This is a genomic window from Mesorhizobium sp. M0816 (assembly GCF_040320005.1).
Taxonomy (GTDB): domain Bacteria; phylum Pseudomonadota; class Alphaproteobacteria; order Rhizobiales; family Rhizobiaceae; genus Mesorhizobium.
This window is the reverse complement of record NZ_JAMYOT010000019.1, coordinates 24,452-40,304: the sequence shown is the minus strand read 5'-3', so window position 1 is coordinate 40,304 and position 15,853 is coordinate 24,452. Positions and strand designations below refer to the sequence as shown.

At 62.6% G+C, this 15,853-nt stretch carries 14 protein-coding genes and 1 pseudogene; 10 read left to right on the top strand and 5 right to left on the bottom strand.

What is annotated here, in order from left to right; all coding sequences use genetic code 11:
* Positions 1-247: 247 nt before the first annotated feature.
* The gene (phaC, locus tag NKI17_RS25365; protein WP_352568837.1) at positions 248-2,083 is read right to left on the bottom strand and encodes a class I poly(R)-hydroxyalkanoic acid synthase; all 1,836 of its coding nucleotides are present in this window, start codon (positions 2,081-2,083) and stop codon (positions 248-250) included.
* A gap of 151 nt (positions 2,084-2,234) precedes the next feature.
* On the opposite strand from phaC, the gene NKI17_RS25360 reads away from it, so the two are divergent.
* From NKI17_RS25360 to recJ, 5 genes are all read left to right on the top strand, one after another.
* On the top strand, positions 2,235-2,567 hold the full coding sequence (locus NKI17_RS25360) for a hypothetical protein (RefSeq protein WP_348625939.1): 333 nt from the start codon (positions 2,235-2,237) through the stop codon (positions 2,565-2,567).
* A 40-nt stretch (positions 2,568-2,607) separates the two neighbouring features.
* Positions 2,608-3,825 (top strand): LL-diaminopimelate aminotransferase, encoded by a 1,218-nt coding sequence (locus NKI17_RS25355; RefSeq protein WP_023678886.1) that lies wholly within the window; start codon positions 2,608-2,610, stop codon positions 3,823-3,825.
* A 40-nt stretch (positions 3,826-3,865) separates the two neighbouring features.
* Entirely contained in the window at positions 3,866-5,179 is a 1,314-nt protein-coding gene (locus NKI17_RS25350) for a homoserine dehydrogenase (RefSeq protein ID WP_352500850.1), read from the top strand.
* Positions 5,180-5,320: 141 nt separating this feature from the next.
* On the top strand, positions 5,321-6,304 hold the full coding sequence (gene glpX, locus NKI17_RS25345) for a class II fructose-bisphosphatase (protein ID WP_352906952.1): 984 nt from the start codon (positions 5,321-5,323) through the stop codon (positions 6,302-6,304).
* Positions 6,305-6,364: 60 nt separating this feature from the next.
* Positions 6,365-8,149, top strand: coding sequence for a single-stranded-DNA-specific exonuclease RecJ (recJ, locus tag NKI17_RS25340; RefSeq protein ID WP_352906951.1), 1,785 nt, complete (start codon positions 6,365-6,367; stop codon positions 8,147-8,149).
* A gap of 19 nt (positions 8,150-8,168) precedes the next feature.
* Here recJ and NKI17_RS25335 read toward each other — a convergent pair whose 3' ends face one another.
* The 3 genes from NKI17_RS25335 to folE form a co-directional block, all read right to left on the bottom strand.
* Entirely contained in the window at positions 8,169-9,140 is a 972-nt protein-coding gene (locus tag NKI17_RS25335; protein WP_023678882.1) for a patatin family protein, read from the bottom strand.
* Between the two features lie 84 nt (positions 9,141-9,224).
* A complete protein-coding gene (gene hisI / locus NKI17_RS25330) occupies positions 9,225-9,695 on the bottom strand; it encodes a phosphoribosyl-AMP cyclohydrolase (RefSeq protein WP_352451357.1) in 471 nt (156 codons plus the stop codon).
* Between the two features lie 10 nt (positions 9,696-9,705).
* Positions 9,706-10,368, bottom strand: coding sequence for a GTP cyclohydrolase I FolE (folE, locus tag NKI17_RS25325; RefSeq protein WP_352451356.1), 663 nt, complete (start codon positions 10,366-10,368; stop codon positions 9,706-9,708).
* A gap of 240 nt (positions 10,369-10,608) precedes the next feature.
* Here folE and NKI17_RS25320 point away from each other — a divergent pair, with 240 nt between their 5' ends.
* Positions 10,609-11,055 (top strand): iron-sulfur cluster assembly scaffold protein, encoded by a 447-nt coding sequence (locus tag NKI17_RS25320; RefSeq protein ID WP_023678879.1) that lies wholly within the window; start codon positions 10,609-10,611, stop codon positions 11,053-11,055.
* Here NKI17_RS25320 and NKI17_RS25315 read toward each other — a convergent pair.
* Positions 11,052-11,965, bottom strand: a pseudogene (locus NKI17_RS25315) (LysR substrate-binding domain-containing protein). The gene NKI17_RS25320 and the pseudogene NKI17_RS25315 overlap by 4 nt on opposite strands.
* Positions 11,966-12,056: 91 nt before the next feature.
* Here NKI17_RS25315 and NKI17_RS25310 point away from each other — a divergent pair.
* From NKI17_RS25310 to thrS, 4 genes are all read left to right on the top strand, one after another.
* Positions 12,057-12,224 carry a hypothetical protein gene (locus tag NKI17_RS25310; RefSeq protein ID WP_352906950.1) on the top strand — a complete coding sequence of 56 codons (168 nt, stop codon included), beginning with the start codon at positions 12,057-12,059 and terminating at the stop codon, positions 12,222-12,224.
* Between the two features lie 79 nt (positions 12,225-12,303).
* Positions 12,304-12,681 carry a membrane protein insertion efficiency factor YidD gene (gene yidD, locus NKI17_RS25305; protein ID WP_352827288.1) on the top strand — a complete coding sequence of 126 codons (378 nt, stop codon included), beginning with the start codon at positions 12,304-12,306 and terminating at the stop codon, positions 12,679-12,681.
* A 146-nt stretch (positions 12,682-12,827) separates the two neighbouring features.
* Positions 12,828-13,643: a class D beta-lactamase gene (gene blaOXA, locus NKI17_RS25300; RefSeq protein ID WP_352827159.1), complete on the top strand. Its 816-nt coding sequence runs from the start codon at positions 12,828-12,830 to the stop codon at positions 13,641-13,643.
* Between the two features lie 170 nt (positions 13,644-13,813).
* Positions 13,814-15,787, top strand: coding sequence for a threonine--tRNA ligase (thrS, locus tag NKI17_RS25295; RefSeq protein ID WP_352827157.1), 1,974 nt, complete (start codon positions 13,814-13,816; stop codon positions 15,785-15,787).
* Positions 15,788-15,853 lie beyond the last annotated feature (66 nt).

The window sequence follows — 15,853 nt, the reverse complement described above, 5'->3', positions numbered from 1 at the left end:
CGAGGCGCGATCCTGCTGATCTCAAAACAAAATTCCCCCTCGATATCCGACCGGTTCGTCATTGGCGCGGCGTCGAAACGTCTCGTCGAAATGACCCTTGTTCCCCGAACCGGAAACGAGACCTGTGTCAAATCTGCAAGCCTCAAAGTAATTTGGCGGCTAGAGGATGAATCAAGGCTGCTCAGGGTTGACGGCACCATTTCGCCCGCTTTTGGCGGCGCGTCAACTCACCACACATTACAGATGGTTACACGCGCACCTTGACATAGGTGCCGGGGGCTTCGCCTAGAACTTGCATATGCTCGCCCGGTTTGCGGGCCGGTACGCGGGTATTGTCCCTGGCTTCGATCCAGCGTTGCCAGTGCGGCCACCAGGAACCGGGATGGTCGGTGGCCCCGGCGAGCCACTGGTCGAAGTCGCCGGCCGGCTTGCCGCCGGTCGAGTAGTGATATTTCTGCGCCGCCGGCGGATTGACGACCCCGGCGATGTGGCCGGAGCCGGCCATGACGTAATCGACCTCGCCGCCGAAATATTTCGAGCCGAGGAATACCGACAGCGCCGGCGCGATATGGTCCTCCTTAGAGGCGAGGTTGTAGACCGGCATGGTAACGTCCTTCAGCGAAACCGTGCGGCCCGCCAGTTCCATCATGCCTTGCGAAAGCCTGTTCTCGAGATAGCAATTGCGCAAATAGAAGGAATGGTTGGCAGCGCCCATGCGGGTCGAATCGGCATTCCAGTAGAGCAGGTCGAAGGGCAGGGGATCCTTGCCGCGCATGTAGTTGTTGACGACATAGGGCCAGATCAGGTCGCCCGAGCGCAGCATGTTGAATGCAGTCGCCATCTTGGTGCCGTCGAGATAGCCTTTTTCGTTCATCGCCTTTTCGACGGCCGCGACCTGTTCCTCGTCGACGAACACTTTTAGATCGCCGGCATAGGTGAAATCGACCTGGGTGGTGAAGAAGGTCGCCGATTTGATGCGGTGGTCGCCTTCCTGCGCCATCAAGGCCAGCGCTGCCGCCAACAGCGTGCCGCCGACGCAATAGCCGATGGCGTTGACTTGCCTTTCGCCGGTGGCCTTCTCGATCGTGTCGAGGCCGTATTGCAGGCCCTCCCTGATATAGGCCTCCCAGCTCTTGGCGCCGTGCCGCTCATCCGGGTTGATCCAGGAGATGACGAAGACGGTGTGGCCTTGCTCGACCGCCCAGCGAATGAAGGATTTTTGCGGGTTGAGGTCGAGGATGTAGTATTTGTTGATCCATGGCGGGCAGATCAGCAGCGGCCGCTTGAGCACGGTGTCGGTAGTCGGTTCGTATTGCAGGATTTCGGCGACGTCGCTGCGGCCGACCACCTTGCCCGGCGTGGTGGCGAGATTCTTGCCGATCTCGAAAGGCGAATAATCGGCCTGCCGCAGCTTCAGGTCGCCCTTGCCGGCGGCAATGTCCTCGGCCAGCATCTTCATGCCGCGCACCAGGTTTTCGCCGTTGGAGGCGACAGTCTCGCGAAACAATTCCGGATTGGTCAGGATGAAATTCGACGGCGAGATGGCATTGGACACCTGCTTGACATAAAAGCCGGCCTTGTGGCGGGTGTGCTCGTCCAGGCCGTCGGCGTGCTCGACCAGTTCGGCCGCCCAGCGCGAGGTGACCAGATACGCCTGTTTGAGGAAATCGAAGAAGGCGTTGCGGCCCCATTCCGGGTCCTGGAAACGCTTGTCGCCGCGCTCGGGCTTGACCGCGTCCTCGGCGTCCTCGGCGCCGGCGCCGATGCGCTGGACGGCGTTGGCCCAGACGGTCATGTAGCCGGAAAACAGCCGCGTTTGCGCCTCCAGCGCGCGCTGCGGGTCGGAGAGCCAGTATTCGGTGAGCTTGGAGAACGTCTTCACCATGTCGACGACCGGCTCGGCGACGTGATCGCGCACCTCGCCCTTTTCCCGCGGCTCGGCCCATGCCGAGGCGGCCTTGCCGGCCTGCTCAATCATGCGGGCCATGTTCAGGGCGAAGCGTTCCGGGTCCTTCACCAGATATTGCTCGACGGTCGAAGGTTGGTCATCTTCCGCTTTGCCCGAATCGGGTGTTTTGGACATGGTTCGCGGGGTTCCTCCCGAAGCGTTTTGTTGACATATTACCATGGGATATCGAACAGGGTCCAATGTGCTCTAACCCGGCCGCCAGGAAAACAATATGACGATTAATATTGGCAAGAACGTTTTTTCCGGCACTGGTCGTTTTTGCCGCATGGCGCTCGTCCTGTTGGCGATGGCCGGTTGCACGAGCAGCAACATAGAAGGTGCAGCGCCCGCCACCGGCCTTGTCGGCGCGAAGGACACCGGTTCCTATCCGAACCTGAACATCCGGCCGCAGGTGGCGGCCGAGCAATTCACCGACGAGGAAAAGAACGCCAAGCTCGCCCAACTGAAGGCCGAGGAGCAGAGCCAGGCCGCCAAGGGCGGCGGCGTCAAGGTTGCGGACCAGGCAGCGCTGGACCAGCTGGCAAAAAAACACGGCGCCGAGGCGCTGAAGCAGATCGAAGGCAAATGCGACCCCGCTCTCGACCCTAGTTGCAAATAAGCTTATACGCGCGACCGCAACCTCACTGTCTGGAACTGCCATGGAAGAATTTCACAAGGTCCGCCGGCTTCCGCCCTATGTCTTCGAACAGGTCAACCGGCTGAAGGCCAGCGCGCGTTCGCGCGGCGCCGACATCATCGACCTTGGCATGGGCAATCCGGACCTGCCGACGCCCAAGGCCATCGTCGACAAACTCTGCGAGGTGGTGCGCGATCCGCGCACGCACCGCTATTCGTCGTCGCGCGGCATTCCGGGCCTGCGTCGTGCCCAGGCCAACTACTATGCCCGCCGCTTCGGTGTGAAGCTCGACCCGGACAGCCAGGTGGTGGCGACGCTCGGCTCGAAGGAGGGCTTTGCCAATATGGCGCAGGCGATCACCGCCCCCGGCGATGTGATCCTGTGCCCCAACCCGACCTATCCGATCCACGCCTTCGGCTTCATTATGTCAGGCGGCGTCATCCGCTCGCTGCAGGTCGAGCCGGACGACGGCTTCATCCCGGCGTTGGAGCGCGGCATCCGCCATTCGATCCCGAAGCCGCTGGCACTGATCCTCAATTATCCATCCAACCCGACGGCACTGGTCGCTTCGCTCGATTTCTACAAGGAGGTGGTGGCCTTCGCCAGGAAGAACGACATCATCATCCTGTCGGATCTTGCCTATTCGGAGATCTATTTCGACGGCAATCCGCCGCCTTCGGTGCTGCAGGTGCCGGGCGCCATAGACGTCGCCGTCGAGTTCACCTCGATGTCGAAGACCTTTTCGATGCCGGGCTGGCGCATGGGTTTTGCGGTCGGCAATGAACGGCTGATCTCGGCGCTGACGCGAGTGAAATCCTATCTCGACTACGGCGCCTTCACGCCGATCCAGGTGGCGGCGGCGCATGCACTCAACGGCGACGGCGCCGACATCGCCGAAGTGCGCGACGTCTACCGCAAACGCCGCGATGTCATGGTCGATGCCTTCAGTCGCGCCGGCTGGACCATTCCCGCACCGGCGGCATCGATGTTCGCCTGGGCGCCGATCCCGGAGCCGTTCAAGCACCTGGGCTCGCTTGAATTCTCCAAGCTCCTGATCGAGCACGCCGACGTCGCGGTGGCGCCGGGCGTCGGCTTCGGCGAGCATGGCGACGATCACGTGCGCATCGCGCTGGTCGAAAACGAGCACCGGATCCGGCAAGCGGCGCGCAACATCAAGCGCTTCCTCGCATCCAGCGCCAAGCAGCCGAATAACGTCGTGCCGCTCGCCGCGCATCGCTGATTTTCTACACATGAACCGACTGAATGGGGCGTCGCCGGACATGGCTGAAGCGTTGCGTGTTGGAATTGCCGGGCTCGGCACCGTCGGTGCGTCGGTGGCCCGCGTGCTACGCGACAAGGCGGCCGAACTGACGCGGCAGTGCGGGCGCGACATCGTCGTGTCGGCGGTTTCGGCCCGCGATCCCAAACGCGACCGCGGCGTTGATCTTGGCACAGCACAGTGGTTCGACGACGCCGTCAAGATGGCGCAGACCGCCGAGATCGACGTCTTCGTCGAGCTGATCGGCGGCGACGAAGGCCCATCACGCTCGTCCGTCAAAGCGGCGCTCGAGGCCGGCCGACATGTCGTCACCGCAAACAAGGCGTTGCTTGCCAAACACGGGGTGGCATTGGCCGAGATCGCCGAGAGGAAAGGCGTGCTGCTCAATTACGAGGCGGCGGTGGCCGGCGGCATTCCGGTTATCAAGACAATGCGCGAGGCGATGGCCGGCAATTCGGTGACCCGCGTTTTCGGCATCCTCAACGGTACCTGCAACTACATTCTGACGCGCATGGAAGCCGAGGGCCTGTCTTTCGATGCCTGCCTGAAGGATGCGCAACGGCTGGGCTATGCCGAAGCCGACCCGACCTTCGACATCGAGGGTCACGACACCGCGCACAAGCTGTCGATCCTGACCAGCCTTGCCTTCGGCACGAGGATCGCCGCCAACGATATCTACATGGAAGGCATCTCCAACATCAGCCAGGCCGACATCCGCGCGGCCGGCGATCTCGGCTACCGGATCAAGCTGCTTGGCGTCGCCCAACGCACCGAAAGCGGCATCGAGCAGCGCGTGCACCCGACCATGGTGCCGACGGCCTCGGTCATCGCGCAGGTGCACGGCGTCACCAATGCGGTGGCGATCGAAACCGACATCCTCGGCGAATTGCTGCTTTCCGGCCCTGGCGCCGGCGGCAACGCCACCGCGTCGGCGGTGATCGGCGACATTGCCGACATCGCCAAGAGCCGGCCTGGCTTCCAGCATGGTCCGGTCTTCGGCCGGCCGGCGAAGGAATTGAAGCCTTACAAGAAAGCGCAGATGCGCAGCCATGCCGGCGGTTATTTCATCCGGCTGACCGTACACGACCGCCTCGGCGTCTTCGCGGCAATAGCCAAGCGCATGGCCGACAACGACATTTCGCTGGAATCGATCGTCCAGCATGCCGCCGGGCCGGAAACCGAGGCACAGAAGACCGTCATCCTGGTGACCCACGAGACGACCGAGGCGGCGGTGCGCAAGGCGGTCGACGGCATCACCAGGGACAGCCTTCTGACCGACAAGCCGCAAGTCATCCGCATCGAGCGGGCCGGATAGCAGTCTCACATTCTGCGGTTAATCGATTGATATTGCTGTGCTTTCAAAAAGGTCCAGCGCAGGTCTTGCTGTTGTCACGGGGCTTTGACACAAGAAGCGCGTCTCTGGCGGGAGGCTGAGTGCAACGAGGATTGTCCATCGATGAATGTGGCCCAGAACATTGTCGCCGGCCTCGACCGGATACTGACCATGGAATTGGTGCGCGTCACCGAACGCGCCGCGGTCGCGGCCGCCAGATTGCGCGGGCGCGGCGACGAGAAGGCGGCCGACCAGGTCGCGGTCGACGCCATGCGGCAGGAGCTTAACCGTCTCGCCATCAACGGCACGGTGGTGATCGGCGAAGGCGAGCGCGACGAGGCGCCGATGCTCTATATCGGCGAGGAGGTCGGTACCGGCAAAGGCCCGGCTGTCGACATCGCGCTCGATCCGCTCGAAGGCACGACGATCTGCGCCAAGAACTTGCCCAACGCATTGGCCGTTATCGCCATTGCCGAAAAAGGCAGCCTTTTGTTCGCGCCGGACGTCTATATGGACAAGATCGCGATCGGCCCGGGCTATGCCGACGGCATCATCGACATCGATGCCTCGCCGGCCGAAAACATCGCCAGCCTGGCCAAGGCCAAGGGTGTGCCGGTGGCGGAGATCACCGCCTGTATTCTCGACCGGCCACGCCATGGCGCGTTGATCGAAGCCGTGCGGGCGACCGGAGCCGCAATCCGTCTGATCGGCGACGGTGATGTCGCCGGGGTCATCCATACCACCGACCCGGACGAGACCGGCATCGACATCTATCTCGGCACCGGCGGCGCGCCGGAAGGCGTGCTCGCAGCTGCCGCCTTGCGCTGCACCGGTGGCCAGATGCAGGGCAAGTTGATCCTCGATACGCCGGAAAAGCTGGCGCGCGCCGCCAAGATGGGCATCTCCGACCCTAAACGGATCTACCACACGCAAGACATGGCACGCGGCGACGTGCTGTTTGCCGCGACCGGCGTCACCGACGGGAATATGCTGGCCGGCGTCAAGTTCGGCCGCAATTTCATCACCACGCACACGATCGTCCTGCGATCGTCATCGCGGACCGTGCGCGAAATCAAGGCCAGGCACCAGGATCTGGAAAAGTTTTGATTTCGACTCAGTTAGCCGTTGCATACTGTGCGCAATGACAAATTGCAGACGGCGCGTCACGTGACGGGGGAAAGACGCTTTTTCCTCGATGTCAGGCAGTCGGCCACCGGCGTTTCCTGGGAACACCGGCTGACCGAGCGGCAGGACATGGCCGCGCTCGCCATCGCGCAAGGGTATGGCGTGCCTGACATCGTGGCACGCGTGCTGGCCGGGCGTGGCGTCACCGCCGAGCAGACCGAGCGGTTTCTGGATCCGACCATCCGCAACCTGCTGCCTGACCCGGCATCGCTGACCGACATGGACAAGGCCGCCTCTCGCATCGCCCAGGCGGTGATGGCCAGGGAAAAGGTGGCGATCTTTGGCGACTACGATGTCGACGGCGCCGCCTCATCGGCGCTGCTCAAGCGCTTTCTCGCACATTTCTCGGTGCCGTCGGAGATCTACATACCGGACCGCATCTTCGAGGGTTACGGCCCCAATCCGGAAGCGATGCGCGAACTCGTTTCGCGCGGCGCGACGCTGATCGTCACCGTCGATTGCGGCACCAATAGTGCTGCTTCCATCGACGCGGCGAAGGCCGCCGGCGCCGACGTCGCGGTGCTCGATCACCATCAGGTCGGCGGGCCGTTGCCGGCGGCGGCTGCGGTCGTCAACCCCAATCGCGAGGACGACCTTTCCGGACAAGGCCATCTTTGTGCGGCCGGTGTCGTCTTCCTTTGCCTGGTGCAGACCGCGAAGATCCTGCGCGGCCGCCTGCCGGATGCCGCACCGCCGGACCTGCTTGGCCTGCTCGATCTGGTGGCGCTTGGCACCGTCTGCGACGTGGTGCCGCTCACCGGCATCAACCGCGCCTTCGTTGTCAAGGGGCTGCAGGTTGCGCGGCAGCAGAGGAACGAAGGGCTGGCGGCACTGGCGCGGGTCTCGCGTATCGGCGAGCCGATCAACACTTTCCATCTGGCCTTTCTGATCGGTCCGCGTATCAACGCCGGCGGGCGCATCGGCGACGCAGCACTTGGCAGCCGCCTGCTTGCAACCGACGACCCGGTCGAAGCCCGCACCATCGCCGAGACGCTGGATCGGCTCAACCAGGAGCGGCAGTCGATGGAGCAGGAGATGCTGGCCGCGGCGCGCTCAGAGGCCGACGCCGAGCTTGCCGGCGGCAATGGTCCGGCCATCGTGGTCACAGCCAGCAGCAACTGGCACCCGGGCATTGTCGGCCTGCTTGCCTCGCGGCTCAAGGACCATGCAAGACGGCCGGCCTTTGCCATCGCCTTCAACGCCAATGGTGTCGGTACCGGTTCAGGCCGTTCAGTGTCTGGCTTCGACCTCGGCCGGTTGGTGCGCGAGGCTGCCGATGCCGGACTGATCGTCAAGGGCGGCGGCCACGGAATGGCGGCCGGCATCACTGTCGAGCGGGCGAAGCTCGGCGAACTCAGGGCTTTCTTCGAAGAGCGCGCGGCGGTGGATGTGTTCCGCCTGCAAGGCGAGGAGAGCCTGGCGATCGACGGCGCGCTTGCCGCCGAGGGCGCGACGCTTGCGCTGCTCGATGCGCTTGAGAGGGCAGGGCCGTTCGGCGCCGGGCATGTTGCGCCGGTGTTCGCGCTGCCGCGCCACCGGCTTGTCGATGCGCGGGCGGTCGGCAGCAACCACATCCGCGCCGACCTGCAGTCGGAAAGCGGCGGCCGCATCCAGGCGATCGCCTTTCGCGCCGTCGACACGGCTCTTGGCGAATTCCTGTTCAAGAACAGGGGTAAGCCGGTGCATGTCGCCGGCTCGCTGTCGGGCAACCACTGGAACGGCAACCGCACGGTGCAATTTCGTATCGTCGACGCGGCGCTTGCCTGAGAGCTCGCTGCCGCCCTGCCTAAGCGAGGACGGTCTGCAGCCGGGTCAGGTCGCCGATCTGCGCCATCGTTGCCTGGTAGCCGATACGGATCGCTTCGTCGGCGCGGTGGAATTCGGTCAGGCCGATATGGCTGAGCTTCGGCTGCAGCGATATGTCCGGCGGGTCGCCGGCCAGCCTGGCGCGCGAAATGCGGTCCTGGATGATGTTGAAGGCCTCGACCATGACGCCGGTAATGCCGAGCCGCGTCTCGCGCGACTGGCGTTCGGGATCGGCGTGGCCGGCCCTCGGCGCGTCTTTCTCGATGACCAGCTCGCCGGCATTGTGCTTGATCACCGCGGCGCGGCCGAACAGATCGTAGTGAAGGTTCACCGCAACTACGAGCGGCTGCTCGTAGGCACGGCAGACCGAGACCGGCACCGGATTGACCAGTGCGCCGTCAACCAGCACACGCCCATTGCAGGCGACCGGCTCGAACACGCCGGGCAGCGCGTAGGAGGCGCGCATTGCGGTGCTCAACGAGCCGCTCGACAGCCAGATCTCATGGCCGGTGCGGATTTCCGAAGCGACGCAGACGAATGGTTTTGGCAGGTCCTCGAAGCGGATGCCGGCTATGTGCTCGCGCAGCCGCGCATCGAGCTTCATGCCACCGAACAGGCCGCTGCCGCGTAGATTGAGGTCGAGAAGGCCAAAAATGCGCCGCCTGGTCAGGCTGCGCGCGAATTCTTCCAACTCGTCGAGTTTGCCGGCAACATAGCAGCCGCCGACCAGCGCGCCGATCGATGTTCCGGCGATCATCGACACTTCGATGCCGGCTTCGTCAAGCGCGCGCAGCACGCCGATATGCGCCCAGCCGCGCGCACAGCCGCCACCCAATGCCAGCGAAATCCCAGTTTTGCCCGGAGATTTGGTTTCGGATGCGCCCGCGGCCGAGGAGAGGCCATTGGCCTCCCGAACGTCAGGTCTGTTGCGCAATGACGCCCAGTCGAGCATCACAATCTCCCTTGTCCCACGGTCATCCTATAGGCGGGCCGTATCGAAATCATGAATATACGTGGCTGAAGTGCTGCGAATGGTTCATATTGATGGTGTATTGGGCTTTCGATACGTTTTTTCCGCATCGAACAGCGGCTTGCTGCCGTCGCTGGCAAGCGTCCCTTTGCCATCGCTCAGCCCCACCGTCCGATAAAAGCATGAACGTCGGCCGGTGTGACAAGTTGCTTGGTGACCCAGCACTTTGACGCGCAACCATATCGCGTCCTGGTCACAATCCGTGAGCATCTCGACAACCTGCTGGACATTGCCCGAGGTTTCGCCCTTCTTCCACAGCGCGTTGCGCGAACGCGACCAGTAGTGCGCGATGCCGGTCTCGAGCGTCAGCGCCAGCGCCTCGGCATTCATGTGCGCGACCATCAGCAGCACGCCGTCTTCGGCATCGGTGACCACGACAGTGACGAGGCCGGCAGCATCGAAGCGCGGTGAAAGGACCGCGCCTTCCTCGAGTGCCTTCTTGTCTGTTGGAGCTTTCGGGAATTCCAATGCCGACATTCGCCGGTCCTTATTTAACTAAGGTGGGGCGGGTCTGATCAGTTTCGCCGCCGCGCACCATGGTGACGAAGCGGACCTGCTCTTCGGGTGTATCCTTGAAGACGCCGGTGAAGGTCGAGGTCAGCGTGGTGGAGCCCTGCTTGCGAATACCGCGCATGGCCATGCACATATGCTCGGCCTCGAGCATGACGGCGACGCCGCGCGGATTGAGCACGTCCTGGATGACCCCGGCAATCTGCGCCGTCATCGCTTCCTGGGTCTGCAGGCGGTGGGCGAAGATGTCGACGACGCGGGCGATCTTGGACAGGCCGACGACCTTGCCGTCCGGCAGATAGCCGACATGCGCCTTGCCGATGATCGGCACCATGTGGTGCTCGCAATGCGAGTGGAACGTGATGTCCTTGACGATCACGAGGTCGTCATAGCCGGCGACTTCCTCGAAGGTGCGGCCGAGTTCCTCGGCTGGGCACATATCATAACCGTTGAACATTTCGCGGAACGCCTTGGTGACGCGCTTCGGTGTGTCGATCAGACCCTCGCGGTCAGGGTTGTCGCCGGTCCAGCGCAGCAAGGTGCGCACCGCGGCTTCGACTTCGGCCTCGCTTGGCCGGTCGGTGACCGGCTTTTCCATATAGGCCGACTGCGGCATGAGTTTCTTGATAACGGCGTCCATAAAGGCGTCTCCCGTAGTTCCTCTCTCAGGAGGAACGAGTTGAACGGACCACGACCTTTCGGGTGTCAGAAACTCGCCCGGTTTCCAGCCCGTAAGTGGCGTGAACAGAATTGGGCATAACGAGGTTTGTGGTCGCCTTGTCGATACCCGACTACCGCCATTATATATGTTCGTGCCGAGCGAAAGGAAGACGCCAGAGCGGCAATCGCTGTTCGCTGGGCGGCGACGGATTGGAAAAATATGATCGACGATGTCTACAATGCGAAAATTCTGGGTTTTGCCGGAAACATCGCACGGATCGGCCGGCTCGACCGGCCCGACGCAACCGCACGAGCACATTCCAAACTGTGTGGCTCGACGGTGACCGTCGATCTGAAGATGGATGACGGCGTCGTCAGCGATTTCGCGCATGACGTGAAAGCCTGTGCGCTTGGCCAGGCGTCGTCTTCGATCATGGCGCAGCACGTCGTCGGCGCCAGTGCAGAAGAATTGCGCAGCGTGCGCGAGACGATGCTGAAGATGCTGAAGGAAAATGGCCCGCCGCCCGAAGGCCGCTTCGCCGACCTGAAATACCTGGAGCCGGTGCGCGACTATAAGGCGCGCCACGCCTCGACCATGCTGACCTTCGACGCAGTGGTCGACGCGATCGGCCAGATCGAAAAGAAGCGGGCGGAAGAGGCGGCTTAAACCTTGGCGAGAAAACGCCGGCTTTCGGCGAATTCCGCCCGGACCCAGTCGGCAAAAGCCCTGGCCGGCTCGGAAAGGTCATTCAGCCTTCTGGCACTAGCCAATAGGCGCCCGACGCGACGTCGATGTCGAAAGGCTTGATCAGCGCGCCGGACGCAAGTTCTTCGCCGATCTGCAAAAGATCGCCCAGCGCGACACCATGTCCAAGCAAGGCTGCCTGCTTCGAAAGCGAAGCATCGGCCAGCATCGGGCCGCGCGCAGGCACGGCATCAGCCGTCACGCCCGCCGCTTCGAACCAGCGCGCCCAAGCCTGACGGTTTTCTTCGTGCAGCAATGTATAGCGACCAAGGTCGATCGGCTTTTCCAGAGTTGGGCCGGATGCAAGAAGTGCCGGCGACAGAACTGGGGAATCGACGACCGCGGCAAGCTGTTCGGCTTCGCTGCGTGGCCATGAGGTGGCGTGCGCACTGAAACGTAGGGCAAGTTCGGGCTGATCGCTGCGAAACTCTATCAACCTCGGGTCGACCTCAAGGGAAACGTCGATGTCGGGTCGCACCTCGCGAAACCGGTTGAGCCGCGGCACCAGCCATACGGATGCGAGCGATGGCTCGACGCTGACACGTACCACGGACTGCGTCGGGGCCGCCGTCAATTCCGAAAGCAGCCTGTCGATGCCCTCGAAACTTCTGACCAACTGGTCGAGCAGCCGCCGGCCGGTGTCGGTCAACTCGACGCGGCGATGATGGCGGAAGAACAAAGGTTGGCGCAGGAAGGTTTCGAGCTCGCGGATCTGTCGGCTGATCGCCGCCTGCGAAACATAAAGCTCCTCGGCCGCACGGCTGAAGCTCAGGTGACGACCGGCTGCTTCGAAGCTTCTGAGAGCCGTAAGGGGGAGGTGTCCGCGCTTCATTCGCATAACTCAGAGTTATCTGACGTGGACGTTATACTCGTTTGAAGAGCAAGGCCAGCGGCGCTCTAATCGGTGCTCAAGGAGTGCCGCCATGATCCAGTTTCTCAACATTCTGGGCGATGTCGTGCGGATCGCGACGTTTCAGTGGTACGACGAGAAACCGCATAGGGATTGGTGCGAGGAGAGGCCGCCGACCAGCGACGCCGTATGTCGAAGGCCGACGCCCGACCGCTACACGGTTCGCCGTACCAGGCCATGACGGGATTGCCGGAACGGCATTGCGTTCCTGGCCCGATGCGCACATCTATCGCGTAGGGAAACGCGATGTGGAGACTGCGGTGGTCGGCCAACATCGGCAAGCGCACGGCGCCAGACCGATTCGACAAGGACGCAATTGGCCCGGCCCGTGGCGCAAGACGCCGGGCCGCGTCTTCGGCACGTCGCTTGTCCGACTCTACCAGCTGACGCTGTCCGGCTTCGTCGGCAATTCCTGCCGGCATCTGCCGACCTGTTCCGAATACGCGCACGAAGCGATCGCCCGCCACGGGCTGTGGGCCGGCGGCTGGATGGGGTTTTTCCGGGTGCTGCGCTGCGGACCGTTCGGCACGCACGGCATCGACCGGGTGCCTGAGGCACTGGCTGATCGCTACCTCTGGTTCACGCCATGGCGGTACTGGCGGATCGGGAAAAAAAAACGTGGCGAGCTGGACAGTTGACCGCAACTGTGCGGTGCACAAAGGGATCGCTTTTTACGATCTGGTAGGGTTAACCGCAGCTTGCGCTGACATAGCGCATTTGAGACAAAATCGAGACAAGACACCTCGCTAAGCCGCTCCTGACACCCTTCAGGAGAGATTACCAAATGCGCCGGATAGATCGTCTTCCCTTCGTTTTCGCCGTGGTTCTCTATGTCCTGGCGTGGCTGATGGGTTTTCCGATCCGTGCGCAATCGGCGCCGCTCGGGGACGTCGAATGCACGCTGATCGTCGACGCCGCAAGCGGCGAGACGCTGTATCGCCAAGGGACCTGCGATCAGCGCTTCAGCCCCGCCTCGACATTCAAGGTTCCGCTGGCGCTGATCGGCTATGATGCTGGAATCCTGAGCGACGAGCATACGCCAAGCTGGGAGTACAAGGCAGAGTTCAATGCCCCGAAACGGGACCGCAAGACCGTCGACCCGACGATCTGGGAAAGGGATTCGGTCCTTTGGTTCTCACGCGAGATTACGCGCCGGCTCGGCAGCAAACAGTTTGCCGGCTATGTGTCCAGATTGGACTATGGTAACATCGAAGTCTCCGGCACTGCCGGCAAGAATGACGGCCTCACCCATTCCTGGGTGAATTCTTCGCTCAAGATATCGCCGGTCGAGCAGGTCGATTTCCTGCGCAAGCTGCTGGCGCGGAAACTGCCGGTCTCGGACAAGGCCCATGCGATGACCACCGCGATTGTCCCGACCTTCCGGGCAGGCGGCTGGACGGTGCAGGGCAAGACCGGAACGACCAGGCTCGGCGACAGCGCCGACAAGCGCTCGCTTGGCTGGTTTGTCGGTTGGGGGCAGAACGATGGTCGCAAGATCGTCTTTGTCCGCCTGGTAATCGATACGAAACGTTCCGACACGCCAAAGGGGCTCAAGACGCGGGCGATGTTCCTGAAAGAACTGCCGAATCTCGTCAGGTGACCCTATATCCGGCTTTACGGCGCCGAAAACTGCCCATAAAAGACCGCTCGCCGCCGGACGCATCCGGCTTTTGCCTGATGCATGTCGTTACCCCAAAACCGCTGCGCACTTTTGGGCGACATGCATTTTCACCACCCGCGCTCGTTTGCGGGACTGGATAGGAGAATCTTATGCTGAATTCCGTTTCCCTGACATTTCCCGATGGTTCCGTTCGCGATTACGACGCGGCGATGACCGGCGCCGGCCTGGCGGAATCGATCTCGAAGTCGCTGGCCAAGAAGGCCGTTGCCTATTCGATCGACGGCACAGTGCGCGATCTTTCCGACCCGATCGGCAGATCGGGCAAAGTCGAGATCATCACCCGCGAGGACCCGCGTGCGCTGGAGCTCATCCGCCACGATGCAGCCCATGTGCTGGCCGAAGCCGTGCAGGAACTTTGGCCGGGAACGCAGGTGACCATCGGGCCGGTGATCGAAAACGGATTCTACTACGATTTTGCCCGCAACGAGCCGTTCACGCCCGACGATTTCCCGGTGATCGAGAAGAAGATGCGCGAGATCATCGCGCGCAACAAGCCGTTCACCAAAGAGGTGTGGTCGCGTGAGAAGGCGAAAAGGATCTTCGCCGACAAGGGCGAGCGCTACAAGCTCGAGCTGATCGACGCCATCTCCGAGGATCAGGATCTCAAGATCTATGCACAGGGCGACTGGTTCGATCTTTGCCGCGGCCCGCATATGGCCGCGACTGGCCAGATCGGCAACGCCTTCAAGCTGATGAAGGTCGCCGGCGCCTATTGGCGCGGCGACAGCAACAACCCGATGCTGACCCGCATCTACGGCACGGCCTGGGCCGACCAGGCGCAGCTCGAAGCGTATCAGACGATGCTGGAGGAGGCCGAGAAGCGCGACCACAGGAAGCTCGGCCGTGAGATGGACCTGTTCCACTTCCAGGAGGAGGGCCCCGGGGTCGTGTTCTGGCACGCCAAGGGCTGGAGGATGTTCCAGAACCTGGTCAATTATATGCGTCGCCGCCTCGACGAACAGGGCTATCAGGAGGTCAACGCGCCGCAGGTGCTCGACAAGAGCCTGTGGGAGACGTCAGGCCACTGGGGCTGGTACCGGGACAACATGTTCAAGGTGACGGTTGCTGGCGACGACACCGACGACGACCGGGTGTTTGCGCTGAAGCCGATGAACTGCCCCGGTCACGTCCAAATCTTCAAGCACGGGCTGAAATCCTACCGCGATCTGCCGGTAAAACTTGCGGAATTCGGCAATGTGCATCGCTATGAGCCGTCCGGCGCGCTGCACGGGCTGATGCGCGTGCGCGGCTTTACCCAGGACGATGCGCACATCTTCTGCACCGAGGAACAGCTCGCCGACGAGTGCATCAAGATCAACGATCTGATCCTCTCGACCTATGCCGATTTCGGCTTCGACGAAATCACCGTCAAGCTGGCGACCCGCCCCGAAAAACGGGTCGGCACCGACGCGATGTGGGATCATGCTGAGGGCGTGCTGCAGGACGTGCTCGACAAGATCGCGGCGCGGTCGGGCAACCGGATCAAGACGGGCGTCAATCCGGGTGAGGGCACGTTCTACGGGCCGAAGTTCGAATATGTGCTGAAGGACGCCATCGGCCGCGACTGGCAATGCGGCACCACGCAGGTTGATTTCAACCTGCCGGAACGGTTCGGCGCCTTCTACATCGGCTCGGATTCGGAAAAGAAGCAGCCGGTGATGGTGCATCGCGCCATCTGCGGCTCGATGGAGCGTTTTCTCGGCATCCTGATCGAGAATTATTCCGGCCATTTCCCGCTCTGGTTCGCGCCGCTGCAGGTGGTGGTGGCGACGATCACTTCCGATGCCGACGATTACGCCCAAAAGGTCGTTGCGCAGCTGAAGGCGGCGGGGCTGATCGCCGAAGCCGATCTGCGCAACGAGAAGATCAACTACAAGGTCCGCGAGCATTCGCTGGCCAAGGTCCCGGTCATCCTCGTCTGCGGCAAGCGCGAGGCCGAGGAAGAAACGGTCAATATCCGTCGTCTCGGGTCGCGCGACCAGGAATCACTCGGCCTCGCAGCCGCCGTGAAGCTGCTTGCCGATGAGGCGGTGACACCCGACCGCAAGCGCCGCGCGGCCTGAACCAGCCGACCAGCAACGAATGGCGGTGGAGCGATCCACCGCCATTTTCATATGCCTGTCACGCCG